General features: G+C 52.7%; 13 protein-coding genes. 6 read left to right on the top strand and 7 right to left on the bottom strand.

The genetic code is table 11. From position 1 onward, the window contains the following. Window positions 1-194: 194 nt before the first annotated feature. Complete coding sequence (locus tag FOA19_RS06105; RefSeq protein WP_149089868.1) at window positions 195-674, top strand: GNAT family N-acetyltransferase; 480 nt, start codon at window positions 195-197, stop codon at window positions 672-674. A gap of 29 nt (window positions 675-703) precedes the next feature. Next, window positions 704-3,106, top strand: a complete 2,403-nt coding sequence (locus FOA19_RS06100; RefSeq protein ID WP_149089867.1) for a TonB-dependent receptor plug domain-containing protein — start codon at window positions 704-706, stop codon at window positions 3,104-3,106. A gap of 93 nt (window positions 3,107-3,199) precedes the next feature. On the opposite strand, the gene FOA19_RS06095 is transcribed toward FOA19_RS06100, so the two are convergent. From FOA19_RS06095 to FOA19_RS06085, 3 genes are all read right to left on the bottom strand, one after another. Continuing rightward, window positions 3,200-3,634, bottom strand: a complete 435-nt coding sequence (locus FOA19_RS06095) for a lysozyme inhibitor LprI family protein (protein ID WP_149089866.1) — start codon at window positions 3,632-3,634, stop codon at window positions 3,200-3,202. Window positions 3,635-3,878: 244 nt separating this feature from the next. Next, a complete protein-coding gene (locus tag FOA19_RS06090) occupies window positions 3,879-4,259 on the bottom strand; it encodes a DUF3592 domain-containing protein (RefSeq protein WP_149089865.1) in 381 nt (126 codons plus the stop codon). An 8-nt stretch (window positions 4,260-4,267) separates the two neighbouring features. Continuing rightward, complete coding sequence (locus tag FOA19_RS06085) at window positions 4,268-5,575, bottom strand: M28 family metallopeptidase (protein WP_149089864.1); 1,308 nt, start codon at window positions 5,573-5,575, stop codon at window positions 4,268-4,270. A gap of 723 nt (window positions 5,576-6,298) precedes the next feature. Between FOA19_RS06085 and FOA19_RS06080 the strand changes: the two genes are divergently transcribed. Beyond that, complete coding sequence (locus FOA19_RS06080; protein WP_149089863.1) at window positions 6,299-6,694, top strand: hypothetical protein; 396 nt, start codon at window positions 6,299-6,301, stop codon at window positions 6,692-6,694. 96 nt (window positions 6,695-6,790) lie between these two features. On the opposite strand, the gene FOA19_RS06075 is transcribed toward FOA19_RS06080, so the two are convergent. Beyond that, window positions 6,791-8,164 (bottom strand): DEAD/DEAH box helicase, encoded by a 1,374-nt coding sequence (locus FOA19_RS06075; RefSeq protein WP_149089862.1) that lies wholly within the window; start codon window positions 8,162-8,164, stop codon window positions 6,791-6,793. A gap of 248 nt (window positions 8,165-8,412) precedes the next feature. Here FOA19_RS06075 and FOA19_RS06070 point away from each other — a divergent pair, with 248 nt between their 5' ends. Next, window positions 8,413-8,916 (top strand): hypothetical protein, encoded by a 504-nt coding sequence (locus FOA19_RS06070; RefSeq protein ID WP_223808755.1) that lies wholly within the window; start codon window positions 8,413-8,415, stop codon window positions 8,914-8,916. A 93-nt stretch (window positions 8,917-9,009) separates the two neighbouring features. Here FOA19_RS06070 and FOA19_RS23285 read toward each other — a convergent pair whose 3' ends face one another. The 3 genes from FOA19_RS23285 to FOA19_RS06060 form a co-directional block, all read right to left on the bottom strand. Next, window positions 9,010-9,186, bottom strand: coding sequence for a hypothetical protein (locus FOA19_RS23285; RefSeq protein ID WP_190300296.1), 177 nt, complete (start codon window positions 9,184-9,186; stop codon window positions 9,010-9,012). A 124-nt stretch (window positions 9,187-9,310) separates the two neighbouring features. After that, window positions 9,311-10,816 (bottom strand): HTTM domain-containing protein, encoded by a 1,506-nt coding sequence (locus tag FOA19_RS06065; protein WP_149089861.1) that lies wholly within the window; start codon window positions 10,814-10,816, stop codon window positions 9,311-9,313. Between the two features lie 100 nt (window positions 10,817-10,916). Further along, complete coding sequence (locus FOA19_RS06060) at window positions 10,917-11,321, bottom strand: hypothetical protein (RefSeq protein ID WP_149089860.1); 405 nt, start codon at window positions 11,319-11,321, stop codon at window positions 10,917-10,919. A 180-nt stretch (window positions 11,322-11,501) separates the two neighbouring features. On the opposite strand from FOA19_RS06060, the gene FOA19_RS06055 reads away from it, so the two are divergent. Together FOA19_RS06055 and FOA19_RS06050 are read left to right on the top strand one after the other, a co-directional pair. Next, a complete protein-coding gene (locus FOA19_RS06055) occupies window positions 11,502-11,903 on the top strand; it encodes a thiol-disulfide oxidoreductase DCC family protein (RefSeq protein WP_149089859.1) in 402 nt (133 codons plus the stop codon). 151 nt (window positions 11,904-12,054) lie between these two features. Further along, the gene (locus FOA19_RS06050) at window positions 12,055-13,434 is read left to right on the top strand and encodes an alanine/glycine:cation symporter family protein (RefSeq protein ID WP_317132019.1); all 1,380 of its coding nucleotides are present in this window, start codon (window positions 12,055-12,057) and stop codon (window positions 13,432-13,434) included. Window positions 13,435-13,536 lie beyond the last annotated feature (102 nt).

Genomic DNA, 13,536 nt, shown 5'->3' with positions numbered 1-13,536 from the left:
AGGCAGAAAGCAGAACTCGTTCCAGTGGCCTTCTGCCGATGGGTTTCCATAGTGGTGAACCGATTTTCGGCCTCTTTTTAGAAAATGGCCTCAAAGCGCATACCGGTTAAGCTGATTTGGGGCCATTTTCTGACAAACAGCCCTTAAACGCTTAGGTCTTTCAGTATCTTTGCCCATTAGTACTTTTCAACCCTATGACTACCACATCACCTTCCCCTACCGTTTCCATTATAGACTATACCCCCGCGCACGCCGCCAGATTCCGCGAGCTGAACCAAGCCTGGATTGAGCATTACTTTGAGATGGAAGAGCTGGACCACAAATCCCTGGGCGACCCAGACGGCTACATCATCGCCAAGGGCGGGCACATTTTCATGGCCGAGTACCACGGCGAGGTGGTAGGCACCTGCGCCCTGATCAAGGTAGATGACCAGACCTACGAGCTGGCTAAAATGGCCGTTACCGACAAGGCCCAAGGCCTGAAGATTGGCAAGCGCCTGGGCGAGGCTGCCATCCAGAAAGCCCGCGAGTTGGGTGCCACCACGCTCATGCTGCTCTCTAACCGCAAACTGGAAACGGCCCTGCACCTGTACCACAAGCTGGGGTTTGTGGAGGTGCCCGATGAACTGAAAGAATACAAACGCGCCGATATAAAGATGGAGCTCGCGCTCTGATCTGTTTTCTTACTTTCTATTTTTCCAATATGAAGTCATTTCTATCTCTGTTGTTGCTGGCGGTGCCTTTGGTGGCATCGGCGCAGACTGCTGTGGTGCAGGACCGGGCCAACCTGCAGCCGTTGGCAGGCGTGCGGGTAGTGCCCACGCAGGGCGGCAACGCGCTCCTCACCGATGCCCGGGGCAAATTCAACACCCAGGGTTTCCTGGAGACCGACAGCCTTCGGTTTGAACGCACCGATTACCAGACACGCACCCTGGCCGTAAGCCAGCTGGCCGCGTTGAACTACCGCGTGGCGCTCACTGAGCGAAGCTACTCCCTGGACGAGGTAGTGGTCTCTGCGAGTAAGTTTGAGGAGAAACGCGCCGATGTGCCGCAGCAGATCCAGGTGCTGAAGGCGCGGGAACTGGCCTTCCAGAGCAACCAGACTTCCGCCGATGTCTTGCAGCAAAGCGGCCAGGTGCTGGTGCAGAAAAGCCAGGCGGGCGGCGGCAGCCCCATCCTGCGCGGTTTCGAGGCTAACAAAGTCCTGATGGTCATAGACGGCGTGCGCCTGAACAACGCCATTTACCGCGGCGGCCACCTGCAGAACGTGATCACGGTAGACAATGCCGCGCTGGAGAAAGTAGAGGTGGTATTCGGGCCGGGATCCGTTGTGTATGGTTCCGATGCCCTGGGCGGCGTAGTACATTTCTACACCAAGAACCCGGTGCTGGGCGACAGTGCCGGCACCCGCGTGACGGGCGGCGCCTTCACCCGCTACGCCACTGCCAACCAAGAGAAAACCGGCCACGTGGACTTCTCCGTGGGTGGGCAGAAATGGGGCAGCCTTACCAGCTTCACCTACTCAGATTTCGGGGATCTGCGCCAGGGCAAGAACCGCAACCCGTTCTACGGCACCTGGGGACTGCGCCCATCTTATGCTGCATGGCAAGACGGGAAAGACGTCATAGTGCCCAATGAGAATATCAACGTGCAGAAATTCACCGGCTACAAACAGTACGATGTCTTGCAGAAGGTCCTGTTCCAGCCCTCGGTGAACACCTCGCATTTACTGAACCTTCAGTTCTCTACGTCCTCAGACATCCCGCGCTATGACCGCCTCACCGAGGTAGATGCCCAGGGCAACCTGAACCACGGCGAGTGGTACTACGGCCCGCAGGAGCGCTGGCTCGCGGCCTACACGTTTGCCACCAAGGGCCGGGGCTGGCTGGAGAACCTGCGCGTGACGGCCGCTTACCAGAGCGTGGAAGAAAGTCGGCACAACCGCCGTTTCAAGCGCAGCCCGCTGCAGAACCGCTTTGAGCACGTGGACGTCTACACCCTCAACGCCGATGTAAGTCGACTCCTGGGTAACCATGAGCTGCGCTACGGCCTGGAAGGCACTTACAATGAGGTGTCCTCCCGCGCCTACGGCACCGACCTGACCACCGGCGAGCGTTCGCCCCTGGATACCCGTTACCCCAGCGGCGGTTCAGACATGCGCACGGCCGCCGCATACCTGACGCACACCTGGGAGATCAACCCGCAATGGATTCTTTCTGACGGTATCCGGCTGAGCCGCGTGGAACTGAACGCCAACTTCCAGGACAAGACTTTCTTTCCGTTCCCGTTCGACGAAGTCACCCAGCAGAACACCGCCGTAAACGGCAACCTGGGTTTGGTGTACCAGCCAGGGCAAGCCTGGCGATTTGCGGCCGTGGCCTCCTCGGGGTTCCGGGCACCTAACGTAGATGATTTAGCTAAGGTGTTTGAGTCTACTGCCGGGCAACTGGTGGTGCCTAACCCAGATTTGAAGCCAGAATACACTTATAATGCCGAGCTGTCTATCGGCAAGACCATCGCGCAGAGTGTGCGGGTGGAGGGAACCGGTTTCTACACCTGGTACCGAGATGCCATTACCACGCAGCCTTTCCTGTTCCAGGGGCAGAGCGAGATAGAGTACAATGGTCAGCTTAGCCGGGTAGTGGCCAGCGTAAACGCGAACAAAGCCTACGTGTATGGTTTCAGCGGGTCTGTCAACGCCGATATCACCTCGGCTTTCCGGTTGGCTTCTACGCTTACCTACACCTACGGGCGCATCAAATCAGAAGAAGGGGAAACCCCGCTGGACCATATTCCGCCGGTGTTCGGGAAGACCAGTTTGTTTCTGACCTTAGCGAAGTTCCGCTCTGAGTTCTTTGTGCAGTACAACGGCTGGAAAAACCTGGAAGACTACAACCCCGTGGGCGAAGACAACCTGCAGTACGCCACTCCGCAGGGCGTGCCGGCCTGGTACACACTCAACCTGCGCACCGCTTACCAGATCCACCCAAGAGTGCAGGTACAAGCTGCCCTGGAGAACATCCTGGACAAGTTCTACCGCGTCTATGCCTCTGGGGTAAGCGCCCCTGGCCGCAACCTCATGCTCACACTGCGCGGGAATTTTTAAAGCTTAAAAAAGCAGAAGCAGTTAAAAGCGTTTCGGCCCTGTTTTCTTGAAAACAGGGCCGAAACGCTTTTAACTTAGTATGTATTTCAGGATCTAAAGCTGGGGCAGGGTTTGCAGCAATGACTCCAATTCCAGCGTCCTTTGTTTGGTTAGGCTTAGGACTTTATTTGCCCTCACCACTTGCCACATGCTTCCTTCGGCTTTCCCGTAGGTCGCGTCAATAAGGCTGATTTCCTTTTCTTTGAACAAAACCCATTGCCGCTGAGCCGAAACCAAACTAGCCTTTGCCGAGGCATTTAGCTTAGGTAGCAGGCTTTTATAAGATGCGTTTAGCTTCTTATCCCATTCCTGAAGGGCATTGTACGTGCAGGTACACATGCCAGCAGTGGTTTGGTTTTCTTTTCTGTCTAGGCACTTGGTTAGGTTTACGTCGATTACGTCTTGCTTCTCCTTTTGCTGGGGAAATGCATAAGTAGAAAATGTCAATATAAATAGCAGCAAAGCTGGTAGAAAGAATCTGGAGTTCATGACTTAAATCTTAACATGTTCTACTTGTTTTCAATTCTTAATCTGTATTTCCCATCTCAACATATTCTTTCTATAATTTCAATATTTGGAAGGGTAAGAGAAAAATTGATCTCTGGACTGTCCCAATCATGGATAACAATTCCAACGATCTCTCCTTCTTCTGTTTTACTATCTTATAAAAATTATTCTAAGAGCGGCCTAAAACCAGGACTTCATCATTTAAGATTAAGCTACTTAGAGAGACTTACCAGTAGTATATCTGATAAATCGTAGCTCCTAAACTCAGTAGTAAAAAGCCCCAATACAAAATCTTCCATCCACTTCCTGTTGGGTACACTTTACCTTGGTAATACACAATATCAATAACTTCTTTCACGCTGTAAAAAGGAATACTGGAGCCCATTTCCATTTTTTGCTGTACCACTTGGCTGTCTTCTGAACGGAATTGAACAATTGGGTAATACATGTAGTAAGCACTTCCATTTTTGTATTCCCATTTTTCCTCTTGTTTGATTATTGTGCCTTGAGTATGGTATCCATACTTGGAGCGGTTGTGTTCATGATGGATGAAATACACGCTGGCTCCAAGGAAAAAAAGGCTTACTAATAAAAATAAGAATCCCATTTAAATCCCTACTGCACCTGCGTCTTATCTACGCGCTTAGGGGTTTTCTTGCCCTGCACGAAATCCTTGGCGCCCATGGCGATGGCTTTGATCATGTTGGTCATGTGGGCCATGTCCAGGCTCTCTACTTCATCGTTTACGGAATGGTAGAGTTTGTCCTGGTCAATCTGCACCGAGGAGATGGTGTGGGCCGGAACGCCCAGGCGGGCCAAGGTGGCGTTGTCTGAGCGGTAGAACAGGTTCTGGCCAGGGTACGGGTCTGGATGGAAGCTGTACGGCGTGCCCTTCACGGCCTGCTGCAACAGCGTCCCGAAGTCTGATTTCTCAAAACCGGTGATGTACGCGCTGTTGGGCCCGAACTTAGAGCCTTTGCCGATCATCTCAATGTTGAACATGGCCACAATCTCATCGGGGTTCAGTTGCTTGGAGAAGTGCTGCGACCCAAAGCCGCCTATTTCCTCGGCCGTGAAGGCCACAAAGATGAGCGTGCGCTCTGGTTTGCCCTGCTTCTGGAAGTGTCTGGCCAACGTGATGACGGCGGTAGTACCGGAGGCATCGTCATCGGCGCCGTTGGCAATGGAGTCCCCGGCTACGGCTTTCATGGTGCCTATGTGGTCATAATGGCCCGAGAACACCACGTACTCATCTGCGCGTTTGCCCGGGATCATGCCCGCCACGTTGGCCAAAGGCATTTCCTCCACGTCGTTCTTGATCTCAATGTTGAAAGAAGTGACCTCGGTAAGCGGCGAAAGCACGAAGATGAGCGTGTTGCCTTTGCCCAATTCTGCTACCGGACGGGTCTGGCGGAACGAGTTGGCGTAGCGTTTGAACATTTCCTGGTGCTTGGGGTGTACCATCACCAGCACGTCTTTGTCTAGTTTGCGGGCAGTGTTGATGCCCTGCCTGAAATCATCGTTCTCGCCAATGAACACGGGTTTTGGGGCTTTCTCTTCCCACTCAAACTTGCGGTGCACGGTGCTGTAGAAGAACTCATCGGGGTTCAGGCTCTGCTTGTTGAGGGTGACATCGGTCTTGCTGGGTTTCAGGGCGTACATCTTGAACTCCTGCTTGTAGTCTGTGTCGCCGGCCAACGGCTGCAGCCCGATGCTCTTGAACTCAGCCGAGATGAAATCGGCGGCTTTCTCAATGCCCGGCGTGAAGGTCTGGCGGCCCATCATGTCATCGGCGGCCAGCGTGGTCACAATGCGGGTGACCTCTTTCTGCTGAATGTTCTTCAATTGGGTGCTTTTCTGCGCAACAGCCCCGGCCAGCGGCATCAGGGAAAGGCAGAGGACAATGGTTTTCTTCAGGATCATAGTTTGGTGAAGTAAGGTGGCAAGAGCACTATGGGGTAAAGATACTTTCTTCTGTATAACTACTGCTATTAGTCTACCGCCGGGGGGTATTCTTACAGCTTCTTTTTGGGAGAAGTCACCTCAGGCAAATATCTATCCAATGTTCAGGGCAGGGCACGCCCAAGCTTTCGCTTAGAGAGTTGCCGGCGAGCGTTTTGGGGCTGTTTTCCACAAAGAAGGCTTAAAAAGGAAACGGGAAACCGGCCTAGTGGTTTTGTGCTTATAAGCTGATTTGCGGGATTGGGCAGAAGATGGCTATCTGGGCAAAGAACATGAGCACTGAAAAGCCAGGAAAGTAGTGGCTTTCCTTTTGAAGAGAAAAAAACTGCCGGCTTTCAGGGTAGGTATTAATACTTTGCCAAGATGCGGGAGTTTGAGCTGTTATGCGGTTTCTACGAAGAAGATCAAGAGAAGTACTAGCGCTGTTGTAACCGTATTGTGCTGTTTTTGAGGCATATTTATGTAAAAAGGCAAGAATTTATATATATCCGTGGAGGGATATTTTGGAGCTTGGTTTCTGTCTGCGATTAACGCAGTGATTTAAAATAATTGGAGAAAAGTCAGACGCCAACGCAACTATTCGGGCGCATTTGCGATAAAATGGATTCGCCGATGCATGAAATCGGCGGGCCGGGGCAGACTGCTTCGGAGACAAAATGATCTATACATCTAACACTTAAAATTATGGAAAATCAATTTAACAACCAGCCAGGGGCTGCCGCGCAGGATGCCACTTCTTACTCACAGGATTCAGCTCAAAGCAGAACCGGTAGCCAACAAGGACAAGGAGGAATCTTAGGCAGCATTAGCAGTGGCCTGAGCAATATTCAGGTGCCACAGGCGGTGAAAAACTTAGGAACTTCTGTTTCTAGTTCTTACAACGGCATGAGCACTACCCAAAAAGTATTAGGCGGTGCCGCATTGTTGGGCGCCTCTTACTGGGTAGCCAGCAAGCAAGGCTGGATTGGACAAGGACAAGCCAAAGTTGCCAAATTGGGCAAAAAACAGAAAGGCTCTAAAAGCCCATATTCCACTGGCCAGTATTCTCCTGGTCATGATTCCGGCGACTACAGCTCTTAAGGCGGTAACGCTTAGTTGAACCTAGTACCAGAAACAGAAAAGCCGTTCACTACTTAGTGAACGGCTTTTCTGTTTTATAGCTGGATGAAAGAACGCTTATCTGGGATTCCGGCCACTGCCGGAGTTTCTACCGCCGCCACTGCGGCTGCTGCCGCTGCCTTGGCGCTGCTCGGTTCTGCCGCCGCCACTGTTCTGGCCGCCGCTGCGACGCTGCTCGGGGCGTCTGTTGCCTCCCTGGCCACCGCCTCTCGGGCCCTGGCTTTGGCCTCCGCCACCAGCACTTCTTCTGGCTGCTTTATCGGTGGCTTTGCCGCCCGCCAAGGGCAGTTTGGCATAGTCCACGTGGAAAGGCTGGTCTTCCTCTACCGGAATGGTCTGCTTGGTGAGTTTCTCAATATCACGCAGGTACGGAAGCTCTGTGTCGTCGCAGAAAGAAAGCGCCATGCCCTCGGCACCAGCCCGGCCCGTACGGCCTATGCGGTGCACGTACGTCTCTGGCTCGTTGGGCAGGTCCACGTTGATCACGTGCGTCAGATCGTCTACGTCAATGCCGCGGGCCGCGATGTCAGTAGCCACCAATGCTTTGAGTTCATTGTTTTTGAACTGGGTGAGCGCTTTCACCCGGGTGCTCTGGGCTTTGTCGCCGTGGATAGACTGCGCCGAGATGCCTGCTTTAGAGAGTTCCTTGGCAATGCGGTCTGCGCCGTGCTTGGTGCGGGAGAAAACCAGCGCCCGCTGGATCTCCTCTCCTTTGAGAAGATGCTTCAACAGCGCGCGTTTGGTGGTTTTATCCACGAAATACACTTTCTGGGCAATCTTCTCGGCGGTACTGGAAACCGGGGTTACCTCTACGTACACCGGATCACGAAGAATGCTAGCCGATAGCTTCTGGATTTCCTGCGGCATGGTAGCCGAGAACAGAAGCGTCTGGCGGTGCGCCGGAATCTGGGCGATGACTTTCCGCACGTCATGAATAAAGCCCATGTCCAGCATACGGTCTGCCTCATCCAGGATGAAGGTCTCAATGTGTTTCAGAGACAAGAGTCCTTGGTTCATGAGGTCCAGCAAACGGCCTGGGGTAGCCACCACAATGTCTACGCCCCGCTTGATCTGCTCTACCTGCGGTACCTGACCCACGCCGCCAAACACCACCGTGTACTTGATCTTGGTGTACCGGCCGTAAGCGTTGATGCTGTCACCAATCTGTAAAGCCAACTCGCGGGTAGGGGTGAGGATCAGGGCTCTGATGGCCTTGGCCGGATGGGCCGGACCTGCCTCGTGCAGGCGCTGCAACAGCGGTAGGCTGAAGGCAGCGGTTTTACCGGTTCCGGTCTGGGCACAGCCTAGCAGGTCATCGCCGTTCAATACCGGCGGGATGGCTTGTTCCTGAATGGGAGTGGGGGTGGTGTAACCCTCTTCCTGCAGGGCCTGCAGCAGAGGTTCTATAAGATTAAGTTCTGAAAAAGTCATTCTGATTTGTAACGGCCGTAAGCTTTGGCCAGGCATGAAAAAAAAGACGCGGCAAATGGCGCCCGTCATTAGAAGACACAAAGATAGGTAAAAAGATTCAGTCTCTGTTTTATGCCCATTTTGTGGGAAAGAGCCCTGAAACAGACAGCCGCTTAACAGGGGCGGTAACCTTCAGGCCTTAAAATCGGTTTATACTAGTTCGCGCGAGAATACTTGAGGGGAGGGAACACGCTTAAACAGAGTAAACTATGGAACTTGACAACACCACCAGAAGAACCAGAAAGACTAAAAAGACTTCTAAGAAAAGATTGAACAAATGGCTGAGATCCGGTATAAGCGGACTGGCGGGCGCCATGGCCGTAACCGTTCTGCACGAAACCGTGCGCCGGTTCTACCCCAACGCTCCCCGCATGGATATCTTGGGTATGCGAGCCATCGCCAAAGGCTTGCGCTACGCAGGCCAGACCCCACCCGATGATGATCAACTGCACACCCTATCTTTGCTAGGCGATATTGTCTCCAACGGCTTGTATTATAGCTTCAGCGGCGGCGGTAAGATGGCCTTATGGCGCGGCACCATTCTGGGCGCGGCGGCTGGCGTAGGAGGAGTGGTCTTGCCCGGCCCCATGGGCTTAGGCGTGGCCCCCAGCGCAAGAACCAAAGAGACCCAGGCCCTCACCATTGGCTACTACCTGGTAGCCGGCGTAGTGGCCGGAGCCGTGGCCAAGTGGCTGCGGAAGGTGAAGGTGTAGGGCAGCGTAAGCACTTCATACGAAAGGCGTTTAGGGGCTAATTTTATAGAATTAGCTCCTAAACGCCTTTCGTCTTTCTGACTTTTCTGGTTGTTACTTCTTGCGGCCGGAGCCGCTCTTTTTGCCGCCGCCGTCTTGTTTGTTCACGGTGGCCCAGGCACGCTTCTCGGCTTCTTCTTCGCTGATCCCGCGTTTTTCGTAGCTTTCCTCAATGTGTTCGGCCTGCCGTTTCTGTTTGTCGGTGTAGGCAGATTTATCTCCTTGTGGCATAAAAAACTCCTTTCTGTTTAGGTTAGAATTTTCCTTGCTTATACGGTTAATTGACGAAAAAGAACAGGGCTGCTGCCTAAGCGAAAAGACTTTTAGAGTCCTGGGTTAGGCGCTAGTACCAAGTTTAAGGCTTGCAGTTGCAGAGGACCTCGCGCTTGATGGGAGCGGTTTTGTAGTCTGGCAGAGTGAATTCCTTCATGTAGATTACATTCAGTTCGTTGATTTGTTCTGGCTTGGGATGGCTTTCGTTCCAGCGGCGCATGAGATAAAAACAGTAGTAAGGCCGCATGTACTCATTGGGCACAAACAAGTAGTTCTCTGAGTATTTGCGCCAGCGGTCATTTTTGAAGAGACTCATCACGGAGGCTGGTTTCACGGTATCAGGTTCTTTGCCTTGCTGGTTCAGGTCTACCTTGCGGTTATTGTTGGTGAAGCCTTCCAGTACATACCAGCCATCGTCCTTGAAAACATTTGGCGCGAACATGCTCCAGTTCTGGTCCAGCCGCGGCACCAAGGCCGCCCATTGCATTTGGGCCGGTATCTGGAAGTAAGGTTTGCCCAAGGTGCTCAGGTTCCACCACAAGGCCAGGATAAGGGCCACCAGCACCACCCCTTCACGCAGGTATCTCAGCGGAAAGCCGCTGGCCCACCGGGGCGAATTCCACTTCAATTGTACATCTATCTCCAGAGGAGAGCGCAGGCCTTTGCCTGCCCGAGCCCACCGCTTATGCACCCGTTTATAGCCCGTGCGCAGGTAGCGGTCCACGGTATCCATGACCGGAGTAGGCAGCAACCCTATGACCGCCGATATACTGATGAGGTAAAACAGGCCCACAAACAAAGACAGACTGATGCCAATGTGCAGCCCTATGATAGCCCCAATGAACAGCATCCTGAACCAGGTAGTGCGCCACGGGATGAGCAGGATAAACGGTAGCCACAGCTCCAGAAAGTAGGTGGCGTGCGTGAGGAACTTCATCAACTCGGGGAACTGGTAGAGAATGCGTCCGCCGGGCATCAGAATCTGGTCCAGGCTGAGGGCATAGTAGAGGGCAGTGCCATCGGTGGTCCAGTCAGGACCGCTTTTGAGCAAGGCCGTGAACACGTATACCCAGGCCACCTGCAGCAGGTAGGCAGCGGAGGCCACGCTCAGGTAATGCGGATTGGTCTCAGAGGTGAGGGAGCGGCGCGCATCCACGGAATAATGCCGGTGCCAGGGCAGAAACATCCCCCAGAAAAGGAGCATCCGCAGCAAACTGTCCCCAGACTGGGTGATAAGCGGATTGCGGTTCTGGACGGAAAGCAGCAAAATCCAGGAGATAAAAGTGGCCCAACGCGTGTGATAGCCCAGCAACAGGCAGATGGCCGACAGTCCTGCAATGACAAACAGGACCAACTGAAACTGCCACAGACCGCTTAGGGCATGGAAAGAGAAGAAGAACTGGTTCCAAGCGTTGGCGTGCAGCACGTGCAAGGGCAGCACTCCCATATTGGAATAGTGCGCCTCCAAGTCAGTAGCCCTGATGCCGATGTCCAGTAACAGTACACTGGCCACCCAAATCCGCATGAAAGAGAGCGCCCGGGTATCTGTATAGAATACACGATGCAGGTACTGTCTAAGTAGATGCATACTTCTGTGAATTGGTGGATGGGAACACAGAAAAGGCAAAACCCTGGGGTCTTGCCTTCCTGCAATACATTACGTTCCAGGGAACGTCTATTGAAAACTACTAGCGGCTAGTAGTAGTGCCTGTGGTTGTACCAGTGGTGGTTCCGGTAGTAGTACCAGTTGTGCCAGTGGTTCCAGTAGTAGTACCTGTGGTGGTTCCGGTGGTAGTACCAGTAGTGGAGCCGGTGGTACCTGTGGTACCAGTTGTTCCGGTGGTAGTACCAGTAGTGGTTCCGGTTGTACCGGTAGTGCCGGTGGTGGTTCCGGTAGTAGTACCAGTGGTGGTGCTAGTTGTACCGGTTGTGCCGGTAGTACCAGAAGTGGTTCCGGTAGTAGTACCAGACTCAGTGCTCATATCTGTGGATGTGGTATCCGTGGTTGTCTCAGAAGCGCCTGAGCAAGACGTTAATGCCGAGGCTGCTACGAATGCGGCAACTGCGAACATGTTTACAAAAGTCTTTTTCATAGTTTTGACAGATTAATGAATGGTTTTTATTTGGTTTCCCTTTTCAAGTTCATCTTTTACGCACACTTCTTAGAAAGGTGCCATGTTTCGTCAAAAATTATTCATAAGGAGAGAAATTCTTTAACTGAGGTAGTAACTTGTGCGTACCAAATCAGGGTTTATTCACCAAGCCGTTTCCTTATGTTACCTTCCTCTCCAACTATCCTTTTTGACGGTGTCTGCAACCTATGTAACGGATTTGTGCAGTTTGTGATCAATAATGATCCAAAAAGTTATTTCAAGTTCGCCTCTTTGCAGTCTGAGACCGGCCAAGAAGTGCTCAAGGCGCATGGTTTACCAACGGAACAATTCAAGAGTGTATTGCTGGTAGAAGACGGGAAAATCTACACAAGGTCTGCCGCAGCCCTGCGCATTGTGCGCCGATTGAGCGGCGGATGGGCTGGTTTGTACGTGTTTGTCTTAATGCCGAAGTTTCTCCGGGACCCTCTGTATGATTGGGTTTCCAGGAACCGCTACCGTTGGTTTGGCCAGCAGGAGAGTTGTATGTTGCCTACACCGGAGTTGAAAGCGCGCTTTCTGTAAACACCCTTAAAACGGAAACCATGGGACTCTACAAAGCAGTTTTTTTTCTTTTCCCTGTAGTTCTATAGAGTATTGGTGATTTTACAGCCTCTTCATTCTTTTTGCGGGTTTCCTGCCTTAAGTTTGTAGATTCTTGTACAATTATTTCTCCGTGGAAAAAATAGATGTTTTTCTTGCCGAGGCCAGTAGTTTGGCCTGGGGCATGCCTTTGTTGATCTTATTAATGGGTGGCGGGCTCTTCCTGATGCTGTACTGCCGCCTGATTCCCTTCCGGATGATGGGCCACTCCATCAGCATCTTACAGGGGAAATACCAGGACCCCAACGCCGCCGGGCAAATCACCCCGTTCCAGGCCATGGCCAGTGCTTTGGCCTCCACCATTGGTATGGGTAATATCAGTGGGGTAGCCGTAGGTATTGCCATGGGCGGACCCGGTGTCTTGTTCTGGATGTGGGTGAGCGCTTTTGTGGGCATGGCCACCAAATTCTTCACCTGTACGCTCTCCATCATGTACCGGGGCCGCAATGAACTGGGCGCCGTAGAAGGCGGACCCATGTACATGGTCACCGAGGGCCTTGGTAAAAAATGGAAGCCTCTGTCTATCTTGTTCGCCTTTGCCGGGCTATTCGGAACCTTGCCGCTTTTCCAGTCCAACCAACTTACCCAAATCATCACCGATGTCGTCCTGAAACCCAGCGGCGTAGTAGGCGAAGACACGTTTATCTCTAACCTGTTCATGGGCATGGCCATGGCGCTGTTGGTGTCCATTATCCTGTTTGGAGGCCTGAAACGAATTGCCTCTGTGGCTACCAAGCTGGTGCCCCTCATGGTCGTGCTCTACACAGGCTCGGTGCTGTACATCATTTTCTCCAATATCTCGGCGGTGCCGGATATGTTCGCGCTCATTTTCGAGGATGCCTTCACCGGAAAAGCCGTCATGGGCGGAGCTGTGATGCAGGTGATTATCATGGGTGCCCGTCGCGCGTCTTTCTCCAATGAAGCCGGTATTGGCACCGCCGCCATGATGCACGGCGAGTCACAGAACAATGAGCCGGTGCGCGAAGGCTTGGTTGCCATGTGGGAACCGTTCATTGACACCATCGTAGTCTGCACCATGACTGGCTTGGCTATTCTGGTAACGGGCGTTTGGGAAACCAACTCCGGTAACGGTGTTTCCATGACGGCTCAAGCCTTTGGAACTGCCATGCCGCATGTGGGCAAGTACCTGCTGGTGGTCTGCGTATTCATTTTCGCCTTTACATCCTTGTTCTCCTACTGCTACTACGGCTCCAAGTGCTTCACCTACCTGTTCGGGTTCAAGTACCGCCGCCTGTATGATTACTTTTATATCCTCACCATCATTATCGGGGCCGTGGTCACCATCACTTCGGTCATTAACCTAGTAGACACCGCTTTCGCCTTCATGGCCATCCCAACCATGACGTGTGCGCTGCTGTTGTCTCCCAAAGTAATGGCCGCTTCCAAGGATTACCTGGCAAGACTTAAGGCCGGGCAAATCCAGCGGTATTAGTAGAGTATCAGTCTAAATTGTTCTTGGAAGCCGTTTCAAGGCTGTTTTTCAAAAAGCAGCCGAAAAGCACAGGCCTTTCCTTCGCGCCAGCATGCGTTAAGC

The organism is Rufibacter hautae (assembly GCF_008271695.1).
Taxonomy (GTDB): Bacteria; Bacteroidota; Bacteroidia; order Cytophagales; family Hymenobacteraceae; genus Nibribacter; species Nibribacter hautae.
The sequence above is the reverse complement of the archived record's forward strand: the minus strand, read 5'-3'. Positions and strand labels throughout refer to the sequence as shown.

What these genes read in the sequence shown, in the direction of transcription:
- FOA19_RS06105 (WP_149089868.1), top strand. Translation starts at nt 195, where the DNA reads ATGACTACCACATCACCTTCCCCTACCGTTTCCATTATAGACTATACC.
- FOA19_RS06100 (WP_149089867.1), top strand. Translation starts at nt 704, where the DNA reads ATGAAGTCATTTCTATCTCTGTTGTTGCTGGCGGTGCCTTTGGTGGCA.
- FOA19_RS06095 (WP_149089866.1), bottom strand. Translation starts at nt 3,634, where the DNA reads ATGAACTCCAGATTCTTTCTACCAGCTTTGCTGCTATTTATATTGACA.
- FOA19_RS06090 (WP_149089865.1), bottom strand. Translation starts at nt 4,259, where the DNA reads ATGGGATTCTTATTTTTATTAGTAAGCCTTTTTTTCCTTGGAGCCAGC.
- FOA19_RS06085 (WP_149089864.1), bottom strand. Translation starts at nt 5,575, where the DNA reads ATGATCCTGAAGAAAACCATTGTCCTCTGCCTTTCCCTGATGCCGCTG.
- FOA19_RS06080 (WP_149089863.1), top strand. Translation starts at nt 6,299, where the DNA reads ATGGAAAATCAATTTAACAACCAGCCAGGGGCTGCCGCGCAGGATGCC.
- FOA19_RS06075 (WP_149089862.1), bottom strand. Translation starts at nt 8,164, where the DNA reads ATGACTTTTTCAGAACTTAATCTTATAGAACCTCTGCTGCAGGCCCTG.
- FOA19_RS06070 (WP_223808755.1), top strand. Translation starts at nt 8,413, where the DNA reads ATGGAACTTGACAACACCACCAGAAGAACCAGAAAGACTAAAAAGACT.
- FOA19_RS23285 (WP_190300296.1), bottom strand. Translation starts at nt 9,186, where the DNA reads ATGCCACAAGGAGATAAATCTGCCTACACCGACAAACAGAAACGGCAG.
- FOA19_RS06065 (WP_149089861.1), bottom strand. Translation starts at nt 10,816, where the DNA reads ATGCATCTACTTAGACAGTACCTGCATCGTGTATTCTATACAGATACC.
- FOA19_RS06060 (WP_149089860.1), bottom strand. Translation starts at nt 11,321, where the DNA reads ATGAAAAAGACTTTTGTAAACATGTTCGCAGTTGCCGCATTCGTAGCA.
- FOA19_RS06055 (WP_149089859.1), top strand. Translation starts at nt 11,502, where the DNA reads ATGTTACCTTCCTCTCCAACTATCCTTTTTGACGGTGTCTGCAACCTA.